This window comes from Acetobacterium sp. K1/6, assembly GCF_034438075.1.
In the GTDB taxonomy this organism is placed as follows: Bacteria; Bacillota; Clostridia; order Eubacteriales; family Eubacteriaceae; genus Acetobacterium; species Acetobacterium carbinolicum.
This window is the reverse complement of sequence record NZ_JAXQGA010000001.1, coordinates 293,043-318,417: the sequence shown is the minus strand read 5'-3', so window position 1 is coordinate 318,417 and position 25,375 is coordinate 293,043. Positions and strand designations below refer to the sequence as shown.

The 25,375-nt window shown below is 46.7% G+C and carries 25 protein-coding genes; 14 read left to right on the top strand and 11 right to left on the bottom strand.

Translation table 11 applies throughout. The features are described 5' to 3' along the window. Positions 1–11: 11 nt before the first annotated feature. Together U2P91_RS01460 and U2P91_RS01455 are read right to left on the bottom strand one after the other, a co-directional pair. Positions 12–494 carry a hypothetical protein gene (locus U2P91_RS01460; protein ID WP_322518870.1) on the bottom strand — a complete coding sequence of 161 codons (483 nt, stop codon included), beginning with the start codon at positions 492–494 and terminating at the stop codon, positions 12–14. A 77-nt stretch (positions 495–571) separates the two neighbouring features. After that, the gene (locus U2P91_RS01455; RefSeq protein WP_322518869.1) at positions 572–1,897 is read right to left on the bottom strand and encodes a hypothetical protein; all 1,326 of its coding nucleotides are present in this window, start codon (positions 1,895–1,897) and stop codon (positions 572–574) included. A gap of 189 nt (positions 1,898–2,086) precedes the next feature. On the opposite strand from U2P91_RS01455, the gene U2P91_RS01450 reads away from it, so the two are divergent. The 5 genes from U2P91_RS01450 to U2P91_RS17935 all read left to right on the top strand — a co-directional run bounded on the left by U2P91_RS01450 (position 2,087) and on the right by U2P91_RS17935 (position 8,232). Next, positions 2,087–3,292 carry a PucR family transcriptional regulator gene (locus U2P91_RS01450; RefSeq protein ID WP_322518868.1) on the top strand — a complete coding sequence of 402 codons (1,206 nt, stop codon included), beginning with the start codon at positions 2,087–2,089 and terminating at the stop codon, positions 3,290–3,292. A gap of 169 nt (positions 3,293–3,461) precedes the next feature. Then, positions 3,462–4,847 carry an aminomethyl transferase family protein gene (locus tag U2P91_RS01445; RefSeq protein WP_322518867.1) on the top strand — a complete coding sequence of 462 codons (1,386 nt, stop codon included), beginning with the start codon at positions 3,462–3,464 and terminating at the stop codon, positions 4,845–4,847. 10 nt (positions 4,848–4,857) lie between these two features. Beyond that, positions 4,858–6,819 (top strand): FAD-dependent oxidoreductase, encoded by a 1,962-nt coding sequence (locus U2P91_RS01440; protein ID WP_322518866.1) that lies wholly within the window; start codon positions 4,858–4,860, stop codon positions 6,817–6,819. A gap of 106 nt (positions 6,820–6,925) precedes the next feature. Continuing rightward, positions 6,926–8,035: a diguanylate cyclase gene (locus tag U2P91_RS01435; protein ID WP_322518865.1), complete on the top strand. Its 1,110-nt coding sequence runs from the start codon at positions 6,926–6,928 to the stop codon at positions 8,033–8,035. Next, positions 8,032–8,232: an EamA family transporter gene (locus tag U2P91_RS17935; protein ID WP_416173377.1), complete on the top strand. Its 201-nt coding sequence runs from the start codon at positions 8,032–8,034 to the stop codon at positions 8,230–8,232. Before U2P91_RS01435 ends, U2P91_RS17935 begins: the two co-directional genes overlap by 4 nt. Before the next feature lie 86 nt (positions 8,233–8,318). Here U2P91_RS17935 and U2P91_RS01430 read toward each other — a convergent pair whose 3' ends face one another. Together U2P91_RS01430 and U2P91_RS01425 are read right to left on the bottom strand one after the other, a co-directional pair. Then, positions 8,319–8,930 (bottom strand): 4Fe-4S binding protein, encoded by a 612-nt coding sequence (locus tag U2P91_RS01430; RefSeq protein ID WP_322518864.1) that lies wholly within the window; start codon positions 8,928–8,930, stop codon positions 8,319–8,321. After that, entirely contained in the window at positions 8,927–9,259 is a 333-nt protein-coding gene (locus U2P91_RS01425; protein WP_322518863.1) for a cupin domain-containing protein, read from the bottom strand. The genes U2P91_RS01430 and U2P91_RS01425 overlap by 4 nt, the downstream gene beginning before the upstream one ends. An 88-nt stretch (positions 9,260–9,347) precedes the next feature. On the opposite strand from U2P91_RS01425, the gene U2P91_RS01420 reads away from it, so the two are divergent. The 6 genes from U2P91_RS01420 (at position 9,348) to U2P91_RS01395 (ending at position 16,858) form a co-directional block, all read left to right on the top strand. After that, complete coding sequence (locus U2P91_RS01420) at positions 9,348–10,022, top strand: Crp/Fnr family transcriptional regulator (protein ID WP_322518862.1); 675 nt, start codon at positions 9,348–9,350, stop codon at positions 10,020–10,022. A 139-nt stretch (positions 10,023–10,161) separates the two neighbouring features. Next, positions 10,162–10,446, top strand: coding sequence for a type II toxin-antitoxin system Phd/YefM family antitoxin (locus tag U2P91_RS01415; protein ID WP_416173376.1), 285 nt, complete (start codon positions 10,162–10,164; stop codon positions 10,444–10,446). After that, a complete protein-coding gene (locus tag U2P91_RS01410; protein ID WP_322518860.1) occupies positions 10,430–10,747 on the top strand; it encodes a type II toxin-antitoxin system RelE/ParE family toxin in 318 nt (105 codons plus the stop codon). The genes U2P91_RS01415 and U2P91_RS01410 overlap by 17 nt, the downstream gene beginning before the upstream one ends. 359 nt (positions 10,748–11,106) lie before the next feature. Beyond that, positions 11,107–12,675 carry a type I restriction-modification system subunit M gene (locus U2P91_RS01405; protein ID WP_322518859.1) on the top strand — a complete coding sequence of 523 codons (1,569 nt, stop codon included), beginning with the start codon at positions 11,107–11,109 and terminating at the stop codon, positions 12,673–12,675. Next, positions 12,672–13,829, top strand: a complete 1,158-nt coding sequence (locus U2P91_RS01400; RefSeq protein ID WP_322518858.1) for a restriction endonuclease subunit S — start codon at positions 12,672–12,674, stop codon at positions 13,827–13,829. Before U2P91_RS01405 ends, U2P91_RS01400 begins: the two co-directional genes overlap by 4 nt. Continuing rightward, entirely contained in the window at positions 13,826–16,858 is a 3,033-nt protein-coding gene (locus U2P91_RS01395; RefSeq protein WP_322518857.1) for a type I restriction endonuclease subunit R, read from the top strand. Before U2P91_RS01400 ends, U2P91_RS01395 begins: the two co-directional genes overlap by 4 nt. A gap of 169 nt (positions 16,859–17,027) precedes the next feature. On the opposite strand, the gene U2P91_RS01390 is transcribed toward U2P91_RS01395, so the two are convergent. Beyond that, positions 17,028–17,192, bottom strand: a complete 165-nt coding sequence (locus U2P91_RS01390; protein WP_322518856.1) for a hypothetical protein — start codon at positions 17,190–17,192, stop codon at positions 17,028–17,030. Positions 17,193–17,430: 238 nt separating this feature from the next. Between U2P91_RS01390 and U2P91_RS01385 the strand changes: the two genes are divergently transcribed. From U2P91_RS01385 to U2P91_RS01375, 3 genes are all read left to right on the top strand, one after another. Then, positions 17,431–18,024: a glycerol-3-phosphate responsive antiterminator gene (locus U2P91_RS01385; RefSeq protein ID WP_322518855.1), complete on the top strand. Its 594-nt coding sequence runs from the start codon at positions 17,431–17,433 to the stop codon at positions 18,022–18,024. A gap of 44 nt (positions 18,025–18,068) precedes the next feature. After that, positions 18,069–18,716 (top strand): SGNH/GDSL hydrolase family protein, encoded by a 648-nt coding sequence (locus U2P91_RS01380; RefSeq protein WP_322518854.1) that lies wholly within the window; start codon positions 18,069–18,071, stop codon positions 18,714–18,716. Positions 18,717–18,886: 170 nt separating this feature from the next. Continuing rightward, positions 18,887–19,441, top strand: a complete 555-nt coding sequence (locus U2P91_RS01375) for a DJ-1 family glyoxalase III (RefSeq protein ID WP_035355249.1) — start codon at positions 18,887–18,889, stop codon at positions 19,439–19,441. A gap of 95 nt (positions 19,442–19,536) precedes the next feature. On the opposite strand, the gene U2P91_RS01370 is transcribed toward U2P91_RS01375, so the two are convergent. The 6 genes from U2P91_RS01370 to U2P91_RS01345 form a co-directional block, all read right to left on the bottom strand. Beyond that, positions 19,537–20,037, bottom strand: coding sequence for a hypothetical protein (locus tag U2P91_RS01370; protein ID WP_322518853.1), 501 nt, complete (start codon positions 20,035–20,037; stop codon positions 19,537–19,539). 66 nt (positions 20,038–20,103) lie between these two features. Continuing rightward, on the bottom strand, positions 20,104–20,352 hold the full coding sequence (locus U2P91_RS01365; RefSeq protein WP_322518852.1) for a hypothetical protein: 249 nt from the start codon (positions 20,350–20,352) through the stop codon (positions 20,104–20,106). 146 nt (positions 20,353–20,498) lie between these two features. Continuing rightward, complete coding sequence (locus U2P91_RS01360; RefSeq protein ID WP_322518851.1) at positions 20,499–21,308, bottom strand: phosphatase PAP2 family protein; 810 nt, start codon at positions 21,306–21,308, stop codon at positions 20,499–20,501. Further along, entirely contained in the window at positions 21,295–22,230 is a 936-nt protein-coding gene (locus U2P91_RS01355; RefSeq protein ID WP_322518850.1) for a diacylglycerol/lipid kinase family protein, read from the bottom strand. The genes U2P91_RS01360 and U2P91_RS01355 overlap by 14 nt, the downstream gene beginning before the upstream one ends. 26 nt (positions 22,231–22,256) lie before the next feature. Further along, the gene (locus U2P91_RS01350; protein ID WP_322518849.1) at positions 22,257–23,072 is read right to left on the bottom strand and encodes a MerR family transcriptional regulator; all 816 of its coding nucleotides are present in this window, start codon (positions 23,070–23,072) and stop codon (positions 22,257–22,259) included. Between the two features lie 310 nt (positions 23,073–23,382). Next, positions 23,383–25,308 (bottom strand): FAD-dependent oxidoreductase, encoded by a 1,926-nt coding sequence (locus tag U2P91_RS01345; RefSeq protein ID WP_322518848.1) that lies wholly within the window; start codon positions 25,306–25,308, stop codon positions 23,383–23,385. Between the last annotated feature and the right edge of the window lie 67 nt (positions 25,309–25,375).

Here is a 25,375-nt window from a genome sequence, read left to right as displayed (position 1 = left end):
AAAATTGATCGTTATGCTGTTTCTTGGCTAGTTTCGGCAGTTATACCGGCACATTTCATCGAAAGTTTCATAATTAAACCGCTGAAAACCATAAGTAGGATCAGACCAATAAAAAAGAATGGTAAGAAAAGTGCATAGGAGTTTGGAAGAACTGCTGAAATCGGTGCTCCCATGAGAACACTGCCCATAAAAATGGTCAGAGCTGGACACATAAACAATAAAATCAGGATAAGAAGTACGGTATTCATGATGAGGTTAAATAAAAAGGTACCTGGTTTTGAGAGTTTACCGGCTACTATAGCACCAATCTTGCCGATGGGAATGATAAGGCCGATTACAAAGCCTGCCATGACACCGACCAGCGCGGAAATGGGGAAGCTTGCCCAGTCGACGGCTCCAGTTGTAATCAAACCGCCAATAATTGTGAAGGTTATACCGAAAATAATAGAATTAAATAGGTTGTTATATAGATTAACTTTAGTTTCAAGTTTCATGAAATTTACCTTTCAGCGATTATTAAATTCCGTGGGGTTTTATTAAATTTTTACCCCACGGCTGAATAACCAGATCTTTAATCAAAAATCGGGCGTGGAATGGTTTCAGTATCAAAATTTTCATTTCTATTTTCTTTGATATACGGGAACAAGGTGACGGTTACACGAACCCGAACCTGGTTGCTTTCCGGGTTACCCCAGAGTACTTCGACCACCTGTCCTTCGATCGCATAGTCTGAATTGATCGAACCAATAGATATCATATCTCTTGTTTTGGGTGAAAGCATGCGACCAGACGAAGCTCCAATCATCTTTTCTCCGTCATATACTGCATCAATATGCATGCCAGCATTATTACGGACATAGTCGTAATCGCAAGCCAAATCCATGGTATCATATTGCTTCTCCGGATCCATGGAACCAGCCATTACTTTTAACACATCTTCCTTATTCCAGATAAGATGAACAGCCGTGTTATGGGGCCCTTCCAGCTCTTTTTTTAATGCTTCTTTACCAGGAAAATCATGGTTGAATTTTACGAGTTTTTCCCAGCCAAGATCAACTGGACTTCGAAAAAGAAGTTCAGAATCTCTAGGAAGACTACCTGATAAAGCGACCGGATCCATTGGGGTGGCAAAATGTTCGGCAATTTGCGGAATACTCCCTTCACAGTGGGCGTTGACATAAGCTAAACGACCAAGTCTCTGTATCCCATATTTTTCGCCGACTTCTAGTAACTTATTATAAACTTCGTGGGCATCTTTAGTTTTACCATGAACTTCATAACCCAGGGTTCCCGCCATCCCTGTTCGGAGAATAAATACCTCTTTACCAGCAATTTTAGCATCAGCAGTATGCATGAATTTTAAATCATGAAGATCCTGTCGTGCTGCTTCCTCAACTATTTGTAAGGATTTCGGTCCACACATCTGATAAAAGAAATTGGAATCTCCGATATACTCGGTAGTGATCTTGAATTGATTGCCCAGCTGAGTGTTAAACATGGCAGGATCCGGTAAGCAGGCACAAATAAAGTCTTCTTCTGAACGGCGGATGATGATCCCATCTATTATAATCTTGCCCTGATCATTGCACAGAATGGTATGACGGGCTTTTCCTATCGGGAAATTACGAAAGGTATTAACGCTGACCGCTTCCATCAGGTCCAGAAATTCTTTCCCTTTTACCGCGAATTGCAGAAATGGATTTAAACCGGCATGGATATAGCAGGTATCATGCCAACTCAATTCCTCAATCTCCCATTTATCATAGGCAAAAGGATGTAACGGCCAAGTGCCATCGGTCATGGGATGCCATAATCCTTCAGGTGCGACCATTACTTTTACTTCCGGTACATTGTTGGGAATATGTGGAACAAATTTTAAAGTGTTTTGGGAATTCATCAAAAATACCTCTTTCTTTATAAGATGAAATTATAATAACTTAAAATTGAAAAGTACGATATGTAATATCTTCCATTGCTTTTGTTTTATTTTGAACTTTTGTACAAGTGGATCATTTGTCCTTTTTTACTGTTATCTTAAATAAACCAATGGTATAATTGTATAAAGGTTTAGACAGGAGAAAATTCGATGTCCGTTAATAACGAAACATATTCAGAGCGAAAAGATAAAATTCTAAATGCATTAATTGATAGAAGAGGACTACAACATTTTACTGATTTAGCTGCAGAAGTAATGAGTAATCCAATTTTTATTTATGACGTTAGTGGGAAAATTTTAGCTAAAAGTCAGATAAATGGACATCAGGAGATTTGGGAAGAGTTATTACCTCAAGGTTACCTAAATGCTGAGAAAGCTATTATTACAGAAAATTCAGGGGTGATGAAAAAATTGATGGAAGAGGATACCCCTGTTTTAGGAAAATTCTCTTATAGTCAGTTTAGGTTTTTAGGATGTCGAGTACGTGATAAGCACGGTGTGGTTGCAATTGTGACGATAATTGAAAAGGAAGCACTTCGCAGCGAAGATTCCGATTTATTGGTGATTGTCTGCAAATCCGTTTTATTTGAATTACTGTATCAAGAACGTACAGCAATGCAAACGATTCCGTATTTTAGAGTTTTGAAAGATATTATTGAAGAAACGGCTTCTATAAGCGAAATCCGGGAACGTTGCCGGGCTCTGCGTTTAGATTTTCCTGAATCAATGCGGCTGCTTGGCATTAAAATTTATGATAATAATAATACGCTATCATTATTCTTTCTTCGAGAGACGTTATTAGCATCAGTTCCATCTTGTCATTGTATCATCTATGATGAAAGTTTGATTATGATAATTTCTGAAAAACATTTTAGCCAGTCTTTCTTGAGCATCGTTCAAGATATCTTTAGCAACTATGAAATTCGAATCGGTGTGAGCACCAGGTTCACGGACATATTAGATGTAAAAAATGCCTTTCAACAGATGCAGGCGATACAAAGTGTGTATCAAAAACTAAATCTTGAAAAGCCATTAACGTTTTATGAGGATATACTTTTGTATCATTTTATGGAATTAGCTTCAAAAGAGCATGATTTGAACAAATTTTGTTTACCAATTTTAAAGAAAATAGAAGAATACGATAATGTGAATGGAACTCTATTGAAGGAAAGTCTTGAAGCGTATCTCGAGTCAGGGAGAAATATCCAAAAAGCAGCTGAACGCCTATATATGCATAAAAATACACTTTATTACCGGTTAAAGCGGATCGAGGATTTTTTTAACTTGGACTTAAATGATGAAAATCTATGTTTTAATTTGCAATTCTCGCTTCGGATGAAGCGAATGGCAAGATGATTTATGAAAAAGTTCAAAAGTAAGATCGAAACTCTGTACAAATATACGTATACATTACCCCTCTTCCTCAGTAGTATTATACTTGAGAAGAGGGTTTTCTTATGCGAAACTGTCTAACTCATCGAAATGAATCTTATTGTGAGAGTGAAAAATTTAGGAGGCGTTAAAAATGAAAGAACAGTTTGAAACATTGGATTTTACACCATTTTGTCCGAAACCAGAGCATGCATCATTATATGCACCAGCTTTTGTAGGGGTTTCAGCATATGAATATACCAATTGGCGAGATGAAACCGTGTCGTGGAAAACAACGGCTTATCTGCACGCTGGTCTGAACCCGACTGACACCTATCGTCTAAAAGGACCGGATGTAATTAAATTCCTGTCACGTATATGTGCGACGAATTTCAACGTTTTCCCTGTTGGCAGGATTAAACATGGTCTTGTATGTGATGAGAAAGGACGAATTGTCCAAGATGGCGTTTTGTTACGAACAGCAGAAGATGAGGTAATGACGTACTGGATGGTACCAATGCTGAATTACGCCCTGGAAAGTGGGAAGTACGGAAAATTTGATGTTGAAGGTGAATTTCTCACAGGAAAAGTATTTCTGTTTCAGATCGGAGGGCCAGTATCGATTGACATCGTAGAACGTGCCAGTGGTAAAGATTTGCGGGATCTAAAATTCCTTCGTTCAATAGAAGCAGAGATTGCCGGAAAGCCCGTTCGTATCCTTAGAATAGGAATGTCTGGGACGCTTGGCTATGAAGTGCATGGTGCTATTGAAGATGCACATGACGTATACAATGCACTCTATGATGCAGGCAAACCTTTGGGTTTAAGAAGACTTGGATCCCATTGTTATCCAATGAATCATTCTGAAAATGGATTTCCACAGTTTGGTGTTCATTTCTTGGAGCCGAAGAGTGAAGATGAAGATTTAATGAACTATCTAAAAAGTACACCAGGCATGGAATTCCAACTTTTCGCTGCCGGACCCATGAACCCTCATGGCAGTGCCTCAGATGATGTACAACTTTTTTATCATGATCCATACGAATTAGGATGGGGAAATATGATCCGTTTTGATCATGATTTCATCGGAAAAGAAGCGCTTGAGCGAATTAAAGAAGAAAATAAACGTCAAATGGTTACCTTAGAATGGAATGTCGAGGATATTGCGGACGTGTTCGCCTCTCAGTTTAGGGATGAGGAGCCGTATAAGTATATTGAAAACCCGACAGATCTCAATTTCTGGCCAGATTTCTCAGGAACGATTTCCCATGATCGCATATTAAATAATGACGGGGAAACAATTGGAACAACATTTGGCAGACAAAATTCAGCATATTTCCATCGGATGATTTCCATTGGTTGTCTGGATACGGAGTATACAGAATTAGGCACTGAAGTGTTTGTGCTTTGGGGAGAACCTGGTGAAAGACAAAAGAAAATCCGAGCAAAGGTTGTCAGATTCCCATACAACAATATCCTGCGTAATGAAACAACAGATGTAGCTGCGTTACCAAAAGCAGTAGAGACAGACTGTAAATAGAAAGGTCGAAATGAGAAAATATAAAAATTTAGCCAGCCCCTACACAATTAGAAATATTACGTTTCGTAATCGAATCGTGACGACGCCAACCGGAATGACATATCCCGATGAATACAGTGGTGTCCCTGATTTCAAAACAGTGCTTTTTTACGAAAAAAAAGCCAGAGGCGGTGCCGCCGGGATAACCTATGGAGAAACGCCTGTGAATAACGTGGATGCAATCAGACGGCCAAATGTTGATTTAATTCGCCCTGATTTTTCACGAATGATTCTGCCAAACAAGGATTGGATAAAATTCACCGATGCAATTAAGCGTCATGGCGCAGTGCCTTCGATTCAGTTAGCCCATGCGGGATTATTTGCCGAACCCTTTTTCAACCAGGAACAGGGTACACCCATCGGACCAGTTTCATTTGTGAAAGAAAATGGAACTGCGGTAAAAGCCATGGATGAAGAGGATATGAAACGGATCGCCAATGATTTCGCTGAGAGCGCCTTTTGTGCGAAGTCGGCCGGTTTTCAGGAGGTAATGATCCAGTGCTGTCATGGATGGCTGTTGGCGCAGTTCTTGTCACCAGTATGGAATACCAGAACAGATGAATACGGTGGATCCATTGAAAACAGAGCCAAATTCCCATTGCAGGTTTTAAAAGCTGTTCGGGAAAAAATTGGTGATGATGTTGTAATCGAAATTCGCATCAGTGGAGATGAACATCAACCAAATGGTTGGTCAGTTGAGGACTGTATTGCATTTTGTAAAATGGTTGATGGCATTGTGGATATCATTCAGATTTCTTCCGGGGACTATCATAATTCCGAACATTACTGTATGACGTCAACCCTGATGCCACATTTTATCAATGTGCCTTATGCAAAACTGCTAAAAAATGCTGGCGTTAAAACGGCAATTTGTGCGGTTGGAGCGAATGATGATCCTGCCGAAATGGAACGGTTGATAGCCGATGGAACACTTGATTTTGTTGCAATTGGAAGAGGCACCCTGGCTGATAGTGATCTGCCAAGAAAAATATTACAGAATAAAGAGGATGAGGTACGACCCTGCATTCGCTGTAATGATTGTATGGCGGGGCTCTATGATGGATTCTACCAATGCAATATCAATCCCACAGCAGGACAGGAAGCTTACCTTTTAAATACCCCAGCGGTAGAAGAAAAGAAGAAGGTACTTGTCGTTGGTGGTGGCCCGGGTGGCATGCAGGCGGCTATTACAGCAAGTGACCGGGGTCACCAAGTGATCCTGGTAGACAATCAAGAAAAATTAGGTGGAACGCTGCGATTTACCGATTACGATGCGCATAAGCAAGACTTGAAAAAGTATACGGACTATCTTGTGAGACAGACATTAAAACGTGATATTAAAGTGCGATTAAATACAACCGCAAGCAGAGCGTTACTTGAAGAACTGCAACCTCAGTCAATAATTGTAGCGGCCGGCGCTACGCCTCGGGTACCCAATATTGAAGGGATTGAACAGGCATACCATGCGACGGCAGCCTATTATCAGCCAGAAAAGATGGGGGATAAAATCATTCTGATTGGTGGCGGATTAATTGGCTGTGAATTAGCGCTTCATTTAGCAGAATTTGGGAAGCACATAACAATTTTAGAAATCACAAACGAATTGGCACAGGATGCGAACATGTTACATCGACCGACCCTGTTTGAATATATGGATCAAAAAAAGGATCAGATTCAAAGCATTATTGGTGCAAATACCGAGAGAATTCTGGAAAATGGCGTTATTTATAAAGATAAGAATAATGCAGAACATTTTGTTGAAGCTGATACCGTTCTATATGCGGTTGGCAGTGCGGCCAATTCTGGTATTGTGGAAAAACTTCGTGAATGGGAGGAATGGGAAACATTCATGGCGATAGGCGATTGTACTGGCGCCAGCATTGTAAAAAAAGCGGTCCACGGAGGGTATTTTGCCGCTATCGATATTATTTAATCACGTAGTTGCCCATCCCGCCCCAAACCGCCACTGTTTTTCTTGACAAACCCGGCCCGGATGGGGTTTAATGTTAAACAACGACAAAATCCGGGAGGTTTGACAGATGGAGGCATTTTTAAGACTTGAGGGCAAGGCCAGGGAGGATTTCTACCAGGCCAAATACGATTATTACCGGCGTTTTAATCTGGGCGTCTTGTTTGCCTCGGCCTTGATGTTCTTTAGTCTGCTGGTGCCGGACTGGCAAGTTTATGAGCAGTTTACCTGGCGCTTGTTGGTGATCCGCAGCATGGTGGTGATTCCTCTGGCGGTGGTGGTACTGGTCTATCGCCAGACCAGTAATTACCGGATCATGTCAGTCGTTTCACTGCTGATGATTCACGCGATGATCTGGGGCAACATCTGGGCTGGTTCCTATGGGGCTGATCAATCCTATGTTAATGAAGGTTTTCTGATCATGAGTTTTATTCTGTTGCTGGCTTCCTTCAGTGCACCGCCGTTATATGCCATGGTAGCCCAGCTGGGACTGATCGGCAATATCCTGCTGGCCGACCAGCTCTATCATTATACCAATCTTGATGTGATCCTGACCTTCAACATTCAGGTGATCATTCTGTTGGCTTTGGTCGATTTGATCGTCACCGGTTTTTATTATGATCATTATATCACCCAGCGCAAACTGGAATTTGCGCTGTTCCACGATCCTTTGACCCAGGTGTTCAACCGTCGCCAGCTTCATAAGATCATGGGAGCGGGTCACGATCTGTCCTTTATGAGCCCTGACATCGCCATTGTGATCATGGATGTCGATCATTTTAAGCTGGTCAACGACAACTACGGCCACGATGAGGGCGACCGGATTCTGCAGTTTGTGGCCGACTGCATCCGCCATAGTCTGCGGGGGCCGGATCTGGTGATTCGCTGGGGTGGCGAGGAGTTTGTCGCGATACTGTTTGACTGTCAGCGCGATCAGGCCAGCCTGGTGGCTGAGCGGATCCGCAGCTCGGTGGAAAAGTCGGTTAATGGCGTGTGCAAGATCACCATTTCGTTGGGGGTGGCCATCTATGAGGGGGGCGACTGCTTCGAAACCATCAAAAAAGCCGACCAGGCCCTCTTTGTCGCCAAGCGCAACGGCCGCAACCAGGTGGTTTGTTACGAGGATCTGGATCAGGATAGCTTCGATTTGGACGTGTACAACCGCCGCGCCGACGCCTGAAAAGGCTTAACGGTCAGAGCATCGCCACTCTCAGCTATATCGACCCGATCACTGCGCTGCTGGCGTCATTCCTGATTTTTGGTGAAGCCAGCAACGGTATCCAGATGCTGGGAGCCGTGCTGTTATTAGGGGCCACCTTCCTGGGGGACTATAAAACCGCGAAGCAGCCGGAACTTGTCGGCGACGAGCAGATTTAATTATCAATCAATCTTTTATCAGAAACGCCATTCAGTTTAGTGAATGGCGTTTCTTTTTTATGGGGAGGGGCGGTTTTGCTAAAGCCTTACTGATAGCGGATGGCTTTCTGGTGGCAGCTTTCCTGACACTTCAGGCAAACCAGGCAATCATTCTGATGAATCTGATGTTTCGTCTGTTTTTCGATGGCTCCCGCCGGACAGGCTTTTTGACAGGCCCCGCAATTGTTGCATTTTTCCGGGTCGATGACCATAGCGTGGCGAGCTTTCATGCCGGAGAGACTTAAGATCGTCCCGTAGGGGCATAAAAAGCGATGCCACAACTCGGCCGGAAAGAAAAGGGTCAGGATGACGCCGCCGGCAAAGAGCAGGGGCAGAATCGGCAGTTTTTTACCGGTCAGCATCACAAAGACAAAGACCAGGAAAAATAGCAACAGTATTACCAGGCGCAGCCAGGGTTTTGACAGCCAGCGGGGAATCTTAAAACTTTTTAAATGGTTCTTCTTTTTTACAAAGCTGAGCCCTTCCATCGTTGTATTGATTGGACAGATCCAACCACAGTAAAGCCGGCTCCAGAACAAAGAAGCCAGCACTCCCAACACAAAAATACCCATCCACAACTGCATCTTACCGGTCACCAGCAGGGCCATGAACAAGCCCAGAAAAGCTATCTGGATGACCCGGCGCCACACGGTTGTCATTGCTTGTCCGGATGATAAAAAGCCGGACCGGGGGCTTTGATCACAAAAATTTCCAGAATCTCGGGATCGAGGTTATTGACATTCATTTTGATGTGGTAGGGAATATTGATGAACTGTCCGGCTTCATAACGGTGCGGTTCCTGGTCACCCAGCTGCAGGGTAACCGCCCCTTTAATGACGATCATATAAACATTGGAATTGGAATAATGCTCCTTCAAACCTTCGCCTTCGGGAAAAATCATATGGTTGATCATCACCGCCTGGTCATCAATAATTTTTTCAATCTTTTTTTCATTGCCATTGGTAAATGGATAAGTTTCTTCTAACATCATAATCTCCTTTTCGTTCAAGATATAATCTAGTATAATCGATAAATAAAAGAAAAGGTGTTACCATGGTAACACAAGGAGATAAAAAATGAAGAATGATGATCTATTACAATTATTGATCAGCGCTAATTTTTTTAATGGCTTTTGTGAAGCTGAGCTGGCAGAAATAATCCGCTCGGCCGAAACGACGGTCAAGTTCTTCCACAAGGATCAGGTAATCCATTTGAAAAATGAACCCTGTCATCGGATGGACGTGATTCTTTCGGGCCGGGTGGCGGTTTTGAATCTCGATGAAAACGGCAATATGCTCACTGTCAACGTCTTTCGGGCCGGGGAAAGCGTTGGCGAAAATCTGCTCTTTGCTGTCAACAACGGCTATCCGATGACGGTGGTAGCATTCACCGAGGTGACGCTGCTACAGCTGGAGCGGGAGCTGGTGGTGGCCCTCTGCCAAAAAAATGCTGATTTTCTCAAGGGACTGATGCAGTCCATTTCGCAAAAGACAATGATTCTGACAGATAAGCTGACGGTGATTTCCTTAAAAACGGTTCGCCAGCGGATTAACGACTACCTCAGTCATCAATACCAGTTGCAGAAAACACTGGTGATCACCTTAGGCTGCTCCAAAAAAGAATTGGCGGAACGGCTGGGTGTGCAGCGAACGTCCCTGAGCCGGGAACTGGCCAAAATGAAAAAAGCGGGTTTGCTGGATTATGACGCTAAAACCATTACGATTAAAGCGGCTTTTTTTAGACCCAATTGAAGATGTAGTGTCAGGCACTCAACAGATAAGGCAGTTCCAACCATCAGCAGTTGTTGGTTATAGACAGATTTCAAAAATGGTAGTACAATAAGCATACAATAATGATGCTTTAATGCTATCAAATGAGGTGAGTGTGATGATTAATATTAAACCGTCAGCGGCGATTCGTAAAAATTACAATGAAATTGCAGAACTTTGTAAGCAATCAGGAGAACCGGTTTATTTGACCAAAAACGGCGAGGGTGATCTCGTGGTGATGGATATCGAAACCTTTGCCAGAAGGGAGAGCATGCTTCGTCTGCGGGAAAATCTGCTTGCCGCTGAGGAAGGCCGAAACAGTGGCAAACCTGGATATTCGGTGGACGAGGTATCGGCGATGATGAAGACGGCCCTTCAGGAGGTATTGGATGGATACCGAAAGTAAGCAATATGAAGTCGTCATTTCAAATGAAGCGACTCAGATGCTGCTGTCCCATGTGCGCTTTCTTGCTCAAGTCAACGAAGCGGCAGCAATACGATTAATCAACGATTTTCAGGAAAGCGCTTCGTCATTGTCCCAGTTTCCGGAGCGGAATCCGTGGCTGGGTGATCCACTTATGCCAAAGGGTAAATATCGGAAGTTACTGCTAGAGAAACGGTATTTGCTGATTTACCAGATCAAAGGAACGTTTGTGCATGTTGATGCGGTTGTCGATACACGCCAGGAATATGGTTGGTTGCTATAGCATAAAAGAACCTGCTCGGTATCCATTGATCTAAAAATTAAATGTTTTATCAATCCCGGGTTATCTTGATGATGAGGTGATGATGGTTTTGATTTGTGGGAAGAACAGTAGCATTAAAAAAAATAACTGATCAGCCAATGCCAGCGGGAGTGCTGGGATTGGCTGATTTTTTGATGGCTTGTTTGATCAATGCGGGACACTGGTCGCGATAGCGGTTTAATTCACTTTTATAAAGATCGGTTGCGGTTTTTTAAAGGGTGAGTTAAAATTAAAAGGTACGCCGATCAGCGCGACGCACTGATCGGGCGAAATACCGAGCGACCACGACTAACAAATAAAAGCAAAGATGGAGAAGATACATGGCTGATAATCGAAAAGAACAACAACGGGCAGAACTGCACCGAATGATCTGGAATATTGCCACTGACCTGCGCGGCAGTGTCGATGGCTGGGACTTTAAGCAGTATGTTTTGGGGATGCTGTTCTACCGCTATATCTCGGAAAATCTGACCGATTACATTAACCGCGGCGAGCATGAAGCCGGCAACAGCGATTTTGATTATGCGCAACTATCGGACGCGGAGGCCGAAGAAGCCCGGGCTGATCTGGTATTAACCCGGGGTTTCTTTATTCTCCCCAGTGAGCTTTTTGAGAACGTCCGTAGCGCCGCCGCCGATGATGAGAACCTCAATGAAACGCTGGAGCAGGCCTTCCGCAATATCGAAAGCTCGGCCCAGGGCAACATCAGCGAAGATGATTTTAAAGGCCTGTTTGACGATATTGACGTCAACAGCAACAAGCTTGGCGGCACCGTCGCCAAACGCAACGAAATGCTCGTCAAGCTCTTAGATGGTATTGGCGACATGACACTCGGCGGCTATCAGGACAACACCATTGATGCCTTTGGCGATGCCTACGAATACCTGATGGGGATGTATGCCTCCAACGCCGGCAAAAGCGGCGGTGAATACTACACCCCCCAGGAAGTCAGCGAGCTGTTGACGCGGATCACCCTGGTCGGCAAAACCGAAGTCAACAAGGTCTATGACCCGGCCTGTGGCTCCGGCTCGCTACTTTTAAACTTTGCCAAGATTCTTGGCAAAGAAAACGTCCGCCAGGGCTTTTATGGTCAGGAAATCAATATCACCACCTATAATCTCTGCCGCATTAATATGTTTCTCCATGACATTGACTACGACAAGTTTGATATCGGCCATGGCGACACCCTGACCGATCCGATGCACTGGGATGACGAACCCTTTGAAGCGATTGTCTCCAATCCGCCTTACTCGATCCGCTGGGACGGCGATGCCAATCCGTTGCTGATCAATGATCCCCGCTTTTCGCCGGCCGGGGTGCTGGCGCCCAAGTCCAAGGCTGACCTGGCCTTTATTATGCATTCGCTGGCCTGGCTGGCAACCTCCGGTACCGCGGCGATTGTCTGCTTTCCGGGGGTGATGTACCGGGGCGGCGCCGAGCAGAAGATCCGCAAATACCTGATCGACAACAACTATATCGACTGCGTCATCCAATTGCCGGGCAATCTTTTCTTTGGCACCAGCATTGCCACCTGCATCATGGTGCTGAAAAAGTCTAAAAGCGAAAACAGTACCCTGTTTATTGATGCCGCCAAAGAATGCGTCAAGGTTACCAACAATAACAAATTGACCCAGGCCAATATCGATGCGATTATTGATGCCTATATCAACCGGGCGGACCTTGAGCATTTTGCGCGGCTGGTGCCTAATGCCGAGATTGCGGCTCAGGACTATAACCTGTCAGTGTCCAGCTACGTCGAGCAGCCGGATCTGCGGGAAGTGATTGATATCACCGTTCTTAATGCCGAGATTGAAGCGATTGTCGCCCGGGAGCAGGTGCTGCGGGATGAGATTGCGAAGATTATTGCTGAAATTGAGGTAGACGCATGAGTAAGCTGGAAGCGTTGATGGCGGAGCTGTGCCCGAAGGGGGTGGAGTTTAAAAGTCTTTCACAAGTGCTGACAATTAAAAATGGCAAAGATTATAAGGGTTTTGATAAAGGCGATATACCGGTTTATGGTACTGGCGGTATTATGACTTTCATCGACCGTGCTGCGTTTGAAAAACCTTCGGTACTAATACCACGTAAAGGTTCAATTGATAAATTGTATTACGTGGATGTACCGTTCTGGACAGTAGATACAATTTTTTATACTGATATAAATACTGATATAATCGAACCTAAATTTGTTTTTTACTATTTGCAAGCCCAACATCTTGAAAGACTCAATACAGCTGGTGGTGTGCCAAGCCTGACGCAAGCTGTTCTTAACTCTGTTAAAATCCCCCTCCCGCCGCTGCCGGTGCAGGGTGAAATTGTCCGGATTCTGGACAATTTCACGGAGCTTACAGCGGAGCTTACAGCGGAGCTGTCAGCACGGAAAAAGCAATATAATTATTATCGGGGTGAACTGCTGTCTTTTGGTGATCAGGTACCGGTTACTACGTTGGGGAACATTTCAATAAAATCCTATTCCGGTGGTACACCACTAGCAAATAAAGCTGAATACTACGGTGGCGATATACCTTGGCTACGCACCCAAGAGGTGCGATTTGTAGACATTTTTGATACAGAGATGCGAATCACACCAGTAGCATTAAAGAATTCTTCAGCAAAATGGATTCCTAAAAATTGCGTTATTATTGCAATTTCAGGAGCGACTGCTGGAAGGTCTGCTATAAATAGAATCCCAATGACCACTAATCAACATTGTTGCTGTTTGGAGATAAATCCTCAAGAAGCTAACTATCGTTATGTATTTCATTGGGTAAGCTGCCATTATGAAAAACTCAAAGCACTTGGACAAGGTGCACGCTCAGACCTGAATTCGGGTATTATCAAGGGTTATCCAATTGCTGTCCCACCCCTCGAAGACCAAGCCCGGATCGTTGCCATCCTCGACCGCTTCGACACTCTCTGCAACGATTTGTCCAGCGGTCTGCCAGCTGAAATCGAAGCCCGGCGCCAGCAATATGAATATTATCGCGACCAGCTGTTAACCTTTCCGGCCCGGGCCAACGGCGAAACGGAGGTGGGCGCATGAGCCTTTATAACGTAGTCGTGGCTTCCAACGAAAGCACCGTCGTGGCCGAATATCAGGCCGATTACAGCCGCTCGGATGCCTATCAGAGTGAAGCCGAGCTGGAACGGGAACTGATCCGCCTGCTTCAGGCCCAGGGCTACGAGTATCTGCTGATTCACGATGAAGCCGCCCTGGTAGCCAATCTGCGCCGCCAGCTGGAGGCGCTCAATGACTATATCTTTAGTGACGCCGAGTGGCACCGCTTTTTTGCTGAAAGCATCGCCAGTAGCAATGAGGGGATTGTAGAAAAAACCCGCAAGCTTCAGACCGACCATGTCCAGAACCTGAAGCGAGACGACGGTACCACCAAGAATATCAACCTGATCGACAAGAAAAATATTCACAACAACCGCCTGCAGGTGATCAACCAGTATCAGGAAGTAGGAGGCAGCCACGAGACCCGTTATGACGTCACCATTCTGGTCAATGGTCTGCCGCTGGTTCATATCGAACTGAAGCGCCGGGGCGTCGCCATCCGGGAAGCCTTTAATCAGATTAAACGCTATCAGCGGGACAGCTTCTGGGCTGCCAGCGGGCTGTTTGAGTATGTCCAGATTTTTATCATTTCCAATGGTACCCACACCAAGTATTATTCCAATACTACCCGCTCCAGCCACGTCAAGGAAAGCGCGGCCGGGGAACGCAAAAAGAGTAAGAAGACCAGCAACAGTTTTGAGTTCACCTCCTACTGGGCAGACAGTAACAATACCGCCATTGCCGACCTGGTCGACTTTACCCGGACTTTTTTGGCCAAACACTCGCTCTTAAACGTGCTGACCAAATACTGTGTCTTTACCTCCGAAGCGTTGCTGCTGGTGATGCGGCCCTACCAGATTGCCGCCACCGAGCGGATCCTCTCACGGATCGAGATTTCAAATAACTACAAGCAAACCGGCACACTGGCCGCCGGCGGCTATATCTGGCATACCACCGGCAGTGGCAAGACTCTGACCTCCTTTAAGACGGCCCAGCTGGCTACGGCGCTGCCCTATATCGACAAGGTGCTGTTTGTAGTCGACCGGAAAGACCTGGACTACCAGACCATCAAGGAATACGAACGCTTCCAGAAGGGCGCCGCCGACAGCAATACCTCCACCAAAATCCTGCAACAGCAGTTGGCCGACAGCAGTTCTAAGATCATCATCACGACGATTCAGAAGCTCGATGTCTTTGTCTCCAAAAACAAGGGCCATGCGGCCTTTAAGAAACATTTTGTGATCATCTTTGATGAATGCCACCGCTCCCAGTTTGGTGATATGCATAAAAAAATCGTCACCTCCTTTAAGCACTATCATCTCTTTGGCTTTACCGGGACGCCGATCTTTGCCGCCAATGCCGGCAGCGGCGGCAACCCGACCATGCGCACCACCCCCCAGGCCTTTGGCGACAAGCTGCATACCTATACCATTGTCAATGCCATCAATGACGGCAACGTGTTACCGTTTCGGATTGACTATATCAACACCGTCAAGATGAAAGCGGGGCTGGCGGATAAAGAGGTGGCCGCCATTGATACCGAAGCGGCCCTGGCCGACCCGGCCCGGATCCGCGCGGTTGTTACTTATCTGCTTACACATTTTGACCAGAAGACCAAGCGCAACCATTTCTATTCGCTTAAGGGTCAGCGGGTCGCCGGATTTAACTCAATTTTGGCGGTCAGCTCGATCCCGGTGGCGAAAAAATATTACATCGAGCTGAAAAAACAGCTGGCTGATCAGGGCCGGTCGCTTAATGTCGCTACCATTTTCAGCTTTTCCGCCAACGAAGCCGATCCCGAGGATGTCTTTCCCGACGAGGATTTTGATACCGCCGGCCTCGATCAATCCTCCCGGGATTTTCTGGAAGCGGCCATCGCCGATTATAATCGCGACTTTAATACCAACTATGATACCTCGGCCGACAAGTTTCAAAACTACTACAAAGACCTGTCGTTGCGGATGAAAAACCGCGAGGTCGATCTTTTGATTGTCGTGAATATGTTTTTGACCGGCTTTGATGCCACCACCCTCAACACCCTATGGGTCGATAAAAACCTCAAGCAACACGGCTTGATTCAGGCCTTCTCGCGGACTAACCGGATCCTCAATGCGGTTAAGACCTACGGCAACATCGTCTGTTTCCGGGATTTGCAGGAACAAACCGATGCCGCCATCGCCCTGTTTGGCGATAAGGATGCTGGCAGCATCGTGCTGCTGAAAAACTTTGACAGCTATTATTATGGCTTTGACGAAGATGGCCAGCATCACCCCGGCTACACCGAATTGATTGCCGAGCTGGGTCAAAAATTTCCGCTGGGGCAGGCGATCATCGGCGAACAGAACGAGAAGGATTTTATCCGGCTGTTCGGGGCAATCCTGCGGCTTAAGAATATCCTGACTGCCTTTGACAACTTTCCTGGCCGGGAAATCCTGACCAACCGCGACTATCAGGACTATCAGAGCCTTTATCTCGATCTTTATCAGGACCTCAGCGGTGGCAATAAAGCCGACAAGGAGCGGATCAACGACGACATTGTTTTTGAAATTGAATTGATCCGCCAGGTCGAAATCAACATCGATTATATTCTGATGCTGGTGGCCCAATACCATGCCTCCAACTGTGAAGACAAGAGTATCCTGGTGGCGATTGATAAAGCCATCGGCGCCAGTATTGAGCTGCGCAGTAAGAAGGTCCTGATTGAACACTTTATTGAGACCGTCAATGCGTCAACCAAGGTGGACGAGGAGTGGCGCCGCTTTGTCGATGAGCAGAAAGAGAGCGACCTGGCCGCGCTGATCACTGCGGAAAAACTCAAACCGGATGAAACCAGAAAATTTATCGATAACGCCTTCCGTGATGGGGCGCTGAAAACCAGCGGCACCGACATCGATAAAATAATGCCCCCGGTATCACGCTTTGGTGGTGGCAACCGGGCCGTCAAAAAGCAAAGTGTCGGCGACAAGCTGATGAAATTCTTTGAAAAGTATTTCGGGCTGGTGTCGGAGCAATAATCACCAGCGACCACAATTACCCCAGAAACGCCCCCTCACTAGGGCGTTTCTTTATTTTTTGCGCCGCCACCCGCGCCTCAAAACTATCGTGTATCCCGTTTATCAAGCATCGGCCCCCACCCAAAGCGGCCACCGCCGCCGCTGATTTGAGCTGGTAGAAGGTGATCCCCTAGTGAATAAAAGAAAGTTCCAGCGGATAATCCTGATGGTTATGCTGGTTAATGGTCAGGGTTTGACCGGCGGCTACGGCCAGCGCCCCGATGCTCTCATAGACATGGACACTGCGATCGTTGCCGTAGATTGAAATCTGCTCATACTGGTTTAAGCGAATCAATTCTTTGTTAACGATTCTTTATCCCTTGACACCCTGGTAAAAAAGGAATAGAATTAGAAAAAGAAAACCATTACAACCGAATTTATGACAATAGAATAAACATGGGACAAGAGTTTAAGAGATGTCCGTATGATACTGAGGGTGCACCGTGCCGGAAATTTCTGGCTGGCGTCCTCGGTATGATGCGGACTTTTTTATGTGTACAAAAGTCACCGCGGTGTTACGGGAAGGGAATAGGATGCAAATAAAAAACGGCGTGACAGTCAATGGCTGTCAACAATTGAAATTCAAAGCGGTTATTCCGTCGGTTCATCAACGGAAAGAATTGCTTTACGCCATTGAAAAAACCGACGCGGATTGGATTATGCTCAAACTGGGGGATATCAATACCCTGCCGCAACTGGTGGGACATATTCCTCGGGCCGGAAAAAAGGTGATGGTCCATCAGGATTCGATTAAAGGAATAGCCCGGGATAAAATGGGTATTCAGTATATGGCCAACTGTGGGGTCGACTGTGTCATTACAATGAAATCGCAGTGTATGAAATATATAAAAGAATCCGGTATGATGGCGGCCTTTGGTTTTTTCGTCATCGATTCGGATGCCTGTCGAACCGGTCTGATCAATATCAAAGAACATCAACCGGATGTGGTGATTCTGATGCCCGGCACCATTCCCGAACAGCTGGTCCGGGAGATAAAAGATGAAACCGGGCTGCCCATCATCTTAGGGGGATTAATGACAACCAGTGAGCAAATCAGCAACGCGATAAAAATCGGGGTCGCATCCGTGGCCACCAGCCATTTGGAAGTCTGGGATCAGCAGGCTTGACAGCTTTACATGGTATCAAAATTTTATATAAATGGAGGAAAATGATGAAAAACGTGATGATTTTTGGCGATTCAAACACCTGGGGATGGGATCCATCCAATGATTTAGTGGCTGCGATTAAACGCTGGCCGGACGAGGTTCGCTGGGCTGGGGTGCTCCAGGCCGAATTAGGCGATGATTACAAGGTCATCCCGGAAGGCTTAAACGGCCGGACCACGGTTTGGGATGATCCCATTGAAGAATACCGCTGCGGCAAACAACACATTATTCCCCTGCTGGACAGCCATGCGCCGCTGGATTTGGTGATTATCATGATTGGCACCAATGATTTAAAATGCCGTTATACGGTGACCGCTCAGGATATTGCCAATGGCGCCGGTTTGATTCTCGATAAAACGCTGGCCCAGGTCGGGGCGTTTGGCCCCGCGGGACCAAAGGTGCTGTTTATTGCGCCGCCGCCACTGGGACCGATTGAAGACGGGATCTTCAAATTTATGTTTGCTGGTAACCGCGAAAAATCCGTCCAGATGGCCGAATTCTATCAAGGCGTCGCCGCCAGCCGGGGCGTGCCTTTCTTTGATGCCGCAACCGTGGCCCAGGCCAGTGCTATTGACGGCCTTCATTTAGATGCCGCCAGCCATGCCGCGTTGGGAAAAGCCGTCGCCGCTGAAGTTAAAAAGATCTTGGCGTGAGCCGCCTGAACCTTTAAAAAGACACGCTGGCAATGGCGCATTAAACCATTGCCAGCGTGGTTTTTATTTTAACGCCAGCCGGTTTGATAATTCTCTCCAACTATGGTCTGATTTCTGTTAAAATAGAGAGAGAAACAAGCAGTGAATCGTTTGTAATAAGGAGGAAAAAGATGAAAACAATTGTTTTTTTAGCACCGGGATTTGAGGAAGTAGAAGCCTTAACGGTGGTCGATTATTTAAGACGCGTCAAGCCGATTACGGTGGAGATGGTCAGCGTCGGCGACAGCCTGATGGTTGCCGGCAGCCATCAGATCGAGGTCAAAGCGGACAAACATATTGATGAACTGCTAAACCTTGATGGCTACGCCGCGGTTGTTATACCTGGTGGCATGCCCGGAGCCGCCAATCTGCGCGACGATCCCCGGGTTGTCAAAATCGTCAACGACATGAATGCCGCCGGAAAATTAGTGGCAGCCATCTGTGCCGGGCCTATCGTTCTGGCCAAAGCTGGGATCATCGCAGGTAAAAAAGTGACCTCATACCCCGGCTTTGAAGCGGATCTGCCCCAGGCAATCTACCAAACGGACGCGGTTGTCCGGGACGGCAACCTGATCACCTCCCGGGGCCCGGGCAAAGCCGTCGATTTTGCCCTGGAACTGGTGACGGTTTTAGTCGGCGCGCCAGAAGCCGAGACCCTGCGCAAAAATATTCTTTATGATAAGTAGGAAATAATCTGATCCGATTGCTTCAGCAAAAAAACCTCGACAACTTGATTCGAGGTTTTTTAAACGTATTGGCTTTTAGACTGATGTCTTGGTGGTTATAGTTTGCGACTGTCATAGGCCCAGTGCAGCAGGGCCTGTCGCTGTTTTTTGCGACAGCTTTGATCCATATTGTCGCAATTCTTTTTTATCGCGCCAATATGGCGCACCATCGCCTTCCAGCGTTTGATCTGGCGACGGTCTTCGTCAGGAACTCTGCGACCATAATAATAGCGGCAATACCATTGAAACCAGCCCCGGGGATCGATGGGATTGATCCAGCCATTGGCCTGCCAGACTTTAAGCGGCTGTGAGGCATCGACCTGATAATAATTTAAAGAAATATCTTTTCGGGTCGGCGAGAGTTTGGCATGGTCAAACCAATCCTCCGGAAATTCGGACCGACAATCAGTCATGTACTTGCCTCCGAAAAGACCCAAAGCTAATAGCTCTTTGGGTGAGAACTCCGGTTTGAAATCAGGATCAAAATTTGCACCCATCGCTTCACATAAGTAATAAGAGCCTTTTTGCATGGTGTCGTTGATGATTATTTTTTTCATCACAATCCTTTCATCTTATAAATAAGGATTCCATCCAGCGTGTTTTTTATGGTTTAAAAAAGTTGATCAACGGAGCTGCGACGCATCGATGACCACGTAGCTATCATCGGCCCACTGATCCAGTGCGATTTGGATCACCGGAGCCTCGTCCGCATCGATAAAGGCCTGGACAATTTCATCATCCATTTGCGATTCGATGGTGACTTCGGTGACGCCATTAAATGAAAATCCCTCGAATGCTTTGATAATATCCCGCCAGATATCCCGAGAACCATCGATTTTTTTTAGGTTCTTGATCACTTGTTCAATATTCATTTTCTTTACCTCCCCAATATTATGTCGGTTATTAAATGAATACCCCTTTGCATCCGGTTTAAAAATATTAAATAGTCATTTTTAAAAATTTGGACCTCTAGCGCAACAATCATTAAATTAATATCAAATCATCCGCCGCTTTAAATTCAAAATGACTGTATAAGAATCACGCCTAACAGTCCCCAGGCGGTTCCCAGCATCGCCCCACCGAGGACATCCCGGGGGTAGTGCATGCCGACATAGATACGGGTGATCCCGACCAAAAATGCCAGCAGATAGCCAGCCAACCCGATAAAAAAGTTGACGTGAAAATAGGGTAAGAGAAAGGTTGCCATGAAGAAGGATTGGCTGGTATGACCACTGGGAAACGAACTGCCTCTGGCAGGTGAGCCGACAATACGACTATTTTCAATCTTTTTATAGGGACGGGTGCGATGGACCAGTATTTTTATCAGTTCTACCACAAACCACAATGATAAGGTGCCTAAGATAAAGGCATAGGCAAGGACGTGGTACCCCAAAAAATACAAAAGAGTGGCCAGGATCATCGCAAAAATCCCGTTGCCAAGCTGTGTCAAGAACAGCATCGTCCCATCAAGCCAGGGCCAGCGGCGGCCATGCATATTAAAATAAGTAAAAACCCAGACATCAATCCGTTGACCAACCGACCACACCAGTGAAATGGTGGTTAAAGCAAAAATCAGGACCAGGATCAGCAGCGAATTTTGGCTTTTGACGGCGTCTGAAAAAATGATCCAGACATAATCAGGAATAACGAGCAGAAATGAAACAAGGACAATCGCAACCATAATTAACCAGTAAAGCGGGGGGATATGGCGGATCCCGGTTATGATTTTCTGCCCGGCGTCGCGAATTTTAGCCACCGGTAAGGGGCTTTTTTTAGTTGCTTTATGGCCATTGTCAGTACCGGACTGATCCAGCTTATTGCTCTTCATGTGACGCCGTCGCCCCGACCATAACCGACAAAGCCTGGGGCTGGACTTGGATACGCACTGACCCCTCGCCTAAACTGATACCATCGGCCATTACCGCCATGGCCGGTTCGGTGTCGATGACCATTTCACGGACATGATAGTGCATAATCCGGGGATCTTCGGGGTTATCGGTGCCGACGCCAGTCAGAATATAATTGATTAAATCGAGTTTGGATAGATCGGCAAAAAACATCACATCCAGTAAGCCGTCATGATAGGCATCGGGTGCACCGACTTTATAATTACGACCGATATAGGGCATATTGGAAATTAATGCGGCATGACCCAATTCGCTGATTTCCTGATTATCGTCCAGAAAAAGATGGATGTCTGAGGGCGGAGCAGTCGTCAGAATGCCAAGAAAATCACCGATCCGGGTGATGTTACCGTGCTGAATGTCATCCCCGGCGGGGAACAGGGTCGAAAATAATCCCACCGAACAAAGTTCGATAAATGGTGTACTGACACCGTTGCAAATGACCAGGCCGAGATCTATTTTTAAACGCTGTCCTTCGCTGAGGATGGCGACGGCCGCCGCAATATCGGTGGGGATACCGAGACTCAAGGCGATATTGTTGCGGGTTCCGGTGGGAACAATGCCAAGCGTCGCCGCTGAACCGTAGAGCGCCTTGGTGACCGAAGAAACGGTGCCGTCGCCGCCACACACCACAAACAGCTCAATGCCCTGGGCAATGGCCTCATCGACCACTTCCTGCAAGTTACTGTCGGGTTCAATTAAATAAAGTTCCGGGATTAACTGCCGGGCCTGCATTTCTTTAACGACCGCCATGATCTGCAGTGGGGATTCGTCATTCACGCCAGAACCGGGATTAAAAATAAGTTTAACACGCTGTGGCTGTAGCTTGGTATCTACCGTTTTCATCGTTTTGTCCTCCGTTTTTTTGGTTTTTATTTCCTGACTGGGATCGTATACTCAATATAACGGTGCATTTTTCCATCGGCGTGGACCCGGGTCAGGATTTTGCCGATGATATCACCTTCCGGCACAATGCCGTAGTCGCGGATATAGGTCACCAGCGGGTCAAACTGGCGTAAGGTTAAATTGCCATAGTCGCCCAGATCCATCACCGTACACAAACATAAACTCGCCGGTCGGATCTGCACCTCCGCGTTCAGCGGCAGATTTAACAGCGCGGCGTCAGCGCTTTCGACACACAGCCCCCAGGCATCGCGGTCGATGCGGGGGTCGGCGATGTCAGCAAAGGAAATGTGATGGGTAAACTCGACAAAGGGGATTTGCTTGAGCCAGTGCGGAAATAAGGGCTTTTCCTCGACCTCGCCATAATGATCACCGTTTTCGCGTCGGACATAGGTAAAATAACGATACTCGGGGGTATTGACGAACCAATAGCACCCAACATTATAGGGCAGACTTGCCAGTTTATCCTTGTAGTCGGAAATCTTGCGCTCCAGCATCTGATAATAGCGCAGTTTTTCATCGATGACCTGTTGTTTAAAGCCAATCCGCTCGACAAAAAAGTCCAGCGAATCATTATGAAGCATCTTGGAAATATCTTTTAACGAAATGTCAAAGCTGCGGTAGCGCATGCATTCCATCAGAAAAAAGATATCCCAGGTTTCATAGGTGCGGTAGTCACTGTTTTCCTGACGTTTGGGCGCAATAATCTGCTCTTTTTCATAATAGCGGATGGTCTCCACCGGCAGACCCAAGAGTTTGGAGACTTCCCCAATGCGATATGCCATGATTTTCCTCCCTATAGTGGCTTCAGGTTTTTTTCATTGTATCACATTTATGAAACAAGACAAATAAAAAAGGATAGGGCTTTAAAAAAGCACCTATCCGTTGAGGTTGTCGCTAAACTACCGTACCGACCAATTGTTAATCTGTTGTTCGCTGCGGAATCGGACAGGCGATGCCGTGTCCGCTCCGATGCGTACAACATGATGTAACAATTGTCGGTACTGGGTTATTTTTTTTGATAGTCTGAAGGATAGGGCTTTTACAAGCACCGATCCTTTTTTTTATCTTTAATTGTTAGCGGTGTAGTGGGGGTTACAGCGACAAGCCGGCATTAAAGCCGTCATTGATTGCCACCATGGCATTGCTGGTTTTAACAGCCCCGCCAACGACGATGACGTGGTTGTGAACAGCTGATAATGCTTCGGCCAGCTGGTTGTTGGGACGGTAGCCTAAAGCGATGACGACAGTATCGGCTGGCAGGGTCTGCTGGCCCTGACTGTTTTCGATGATTACGCCATCATCCAGAATTTCGACCACCTTGGTTTGGGTCATTTGGTTGACTTCATATTCGCGGAGAATTTTCATCAGATTGAACTTGTTGACGCCATCGAGATCGCTGCAGATCTTGGGCAGCATTTCGATGATGGTCACATCCCGTTGCTGCATCGCCAGATGCGCCGCCGTTTCCGAACCGACCTCACCGCCGCCGGCGACAACGATCTGATCACCGGTGGCCACGTTGCCCAGTAGGGCATCCTCAGCGGTGACAACCAGGGCTTTGTCGATTCCTTTGATGGCTGGTTTGCAGGGGGTTCCGCCGGTGGCGACGATAACGGTATCCGGTTTTTCAGCAGCGACCAGTTCTTTGGTCACTTGGCAGTTGAGATGAATCGTTACGCCCAACTGATCCAGTTCGCGAGTGATCCAGTTGGTATAAGTGGCCAACTCACCCTTGCAGGGGGGATAAGCGGCGGATTTAAACTGACCGCCTAAAAAGCTGCCCTGCTCATAAAGCGTGACCTCGTGGCCTTTGATCGCCGCAGCGCGAGCCGCTTCCAGGCCACCGGGTCCGCCGCCGGCAATCAGGACTTTTTTTGGTGCAGCGGCTTTGCTGTAATCCAACTGATATTCTTGACCCAGCGAGGGATTAACTAAACAGGTGATCGACTCGCCGACTAATAATTTACCAACACAGCCCTGCATACACCCGATGCAGTAGCGGATCGAGGTTAAATCGCCGGCCTTGGCCTTGTTCGGCAGATCGGGATCGGCCAAAGAACCCCGACCCATTCCGATGAAATCGGCTTTGCCCATTTCCAGCAGACCATCGGCCATGCGGGGATCATTGATACGGTTGACGGTAAAGACCGGGATATCGACGAGCTGTTTGATCTCAGCAGCAAAATCGACAGTCCAGGCATGGGAGACATACATCGGCGAAACAATCCCCTTATTATGATCGCCATAGGCACCACTGGAAACATGCAGGGCATCAAAGCCCCATTCGGTAAATAATTTGGCCAGCACCCGGGATTCCGAAATGTCCCGGCCACCCTGGACCACTTCGTCAGCCGAAAAACGGATCATGACCGGGAAATCGTCGCCGACCTTGCCGCGGATATTGGCATAGATTTCTTTAACAAAGCGTAAGCGATTATCCAGACAACCGCCGTATTTATCAGTACGTTTGTTGACATAGGTGGACATGAATTCGGCAATTAAATAACCATGTCCGGCATGCACTTCGATGCCATCAAAGCCGGCCTGTTTAGCCCGTAAGGCACAGTCGCCAAAATCTTCAACAATCTGTTCAATCTCCGGAATGGTCAGCTCCCGGGGCAGTTGCCGCAACCATGGACAGGGGATTGCCGACGGCGCCACCGGCTGAACGCCGCCATTAACAAAGCTGGCGCTTTGACGGCCGGCATGATAGATCTGAGCAAAGATTTTGGAGTCATACTGATGAATGGTGTCGGTCAGTTTTTTGTGACTGGCAATCTGATCATCATTCCACAGCCCGGCAATAAACTGATAGCCCATGGCATGTTGGCTGACGGCATAATCTTCGGTAATAATCAAGCCCCAGCCGCCCTTGGCTTTGGCTTCGTGATAGGCAATATAACGATCGGTGGCGGTGCCGTCTTCATTGCAGTAATTGGCCACCATGGCGGTGACCGCCAGACGATTGGGAATCTCACACTGATTGATTTTCTTGGGCGTAAATAATTTAGTAAACATCTTGTACCTCGTTTTCATTTTTGGATTTACTGATAGGATAAACCCTCAAGTCACTTCAAGGTCAAGC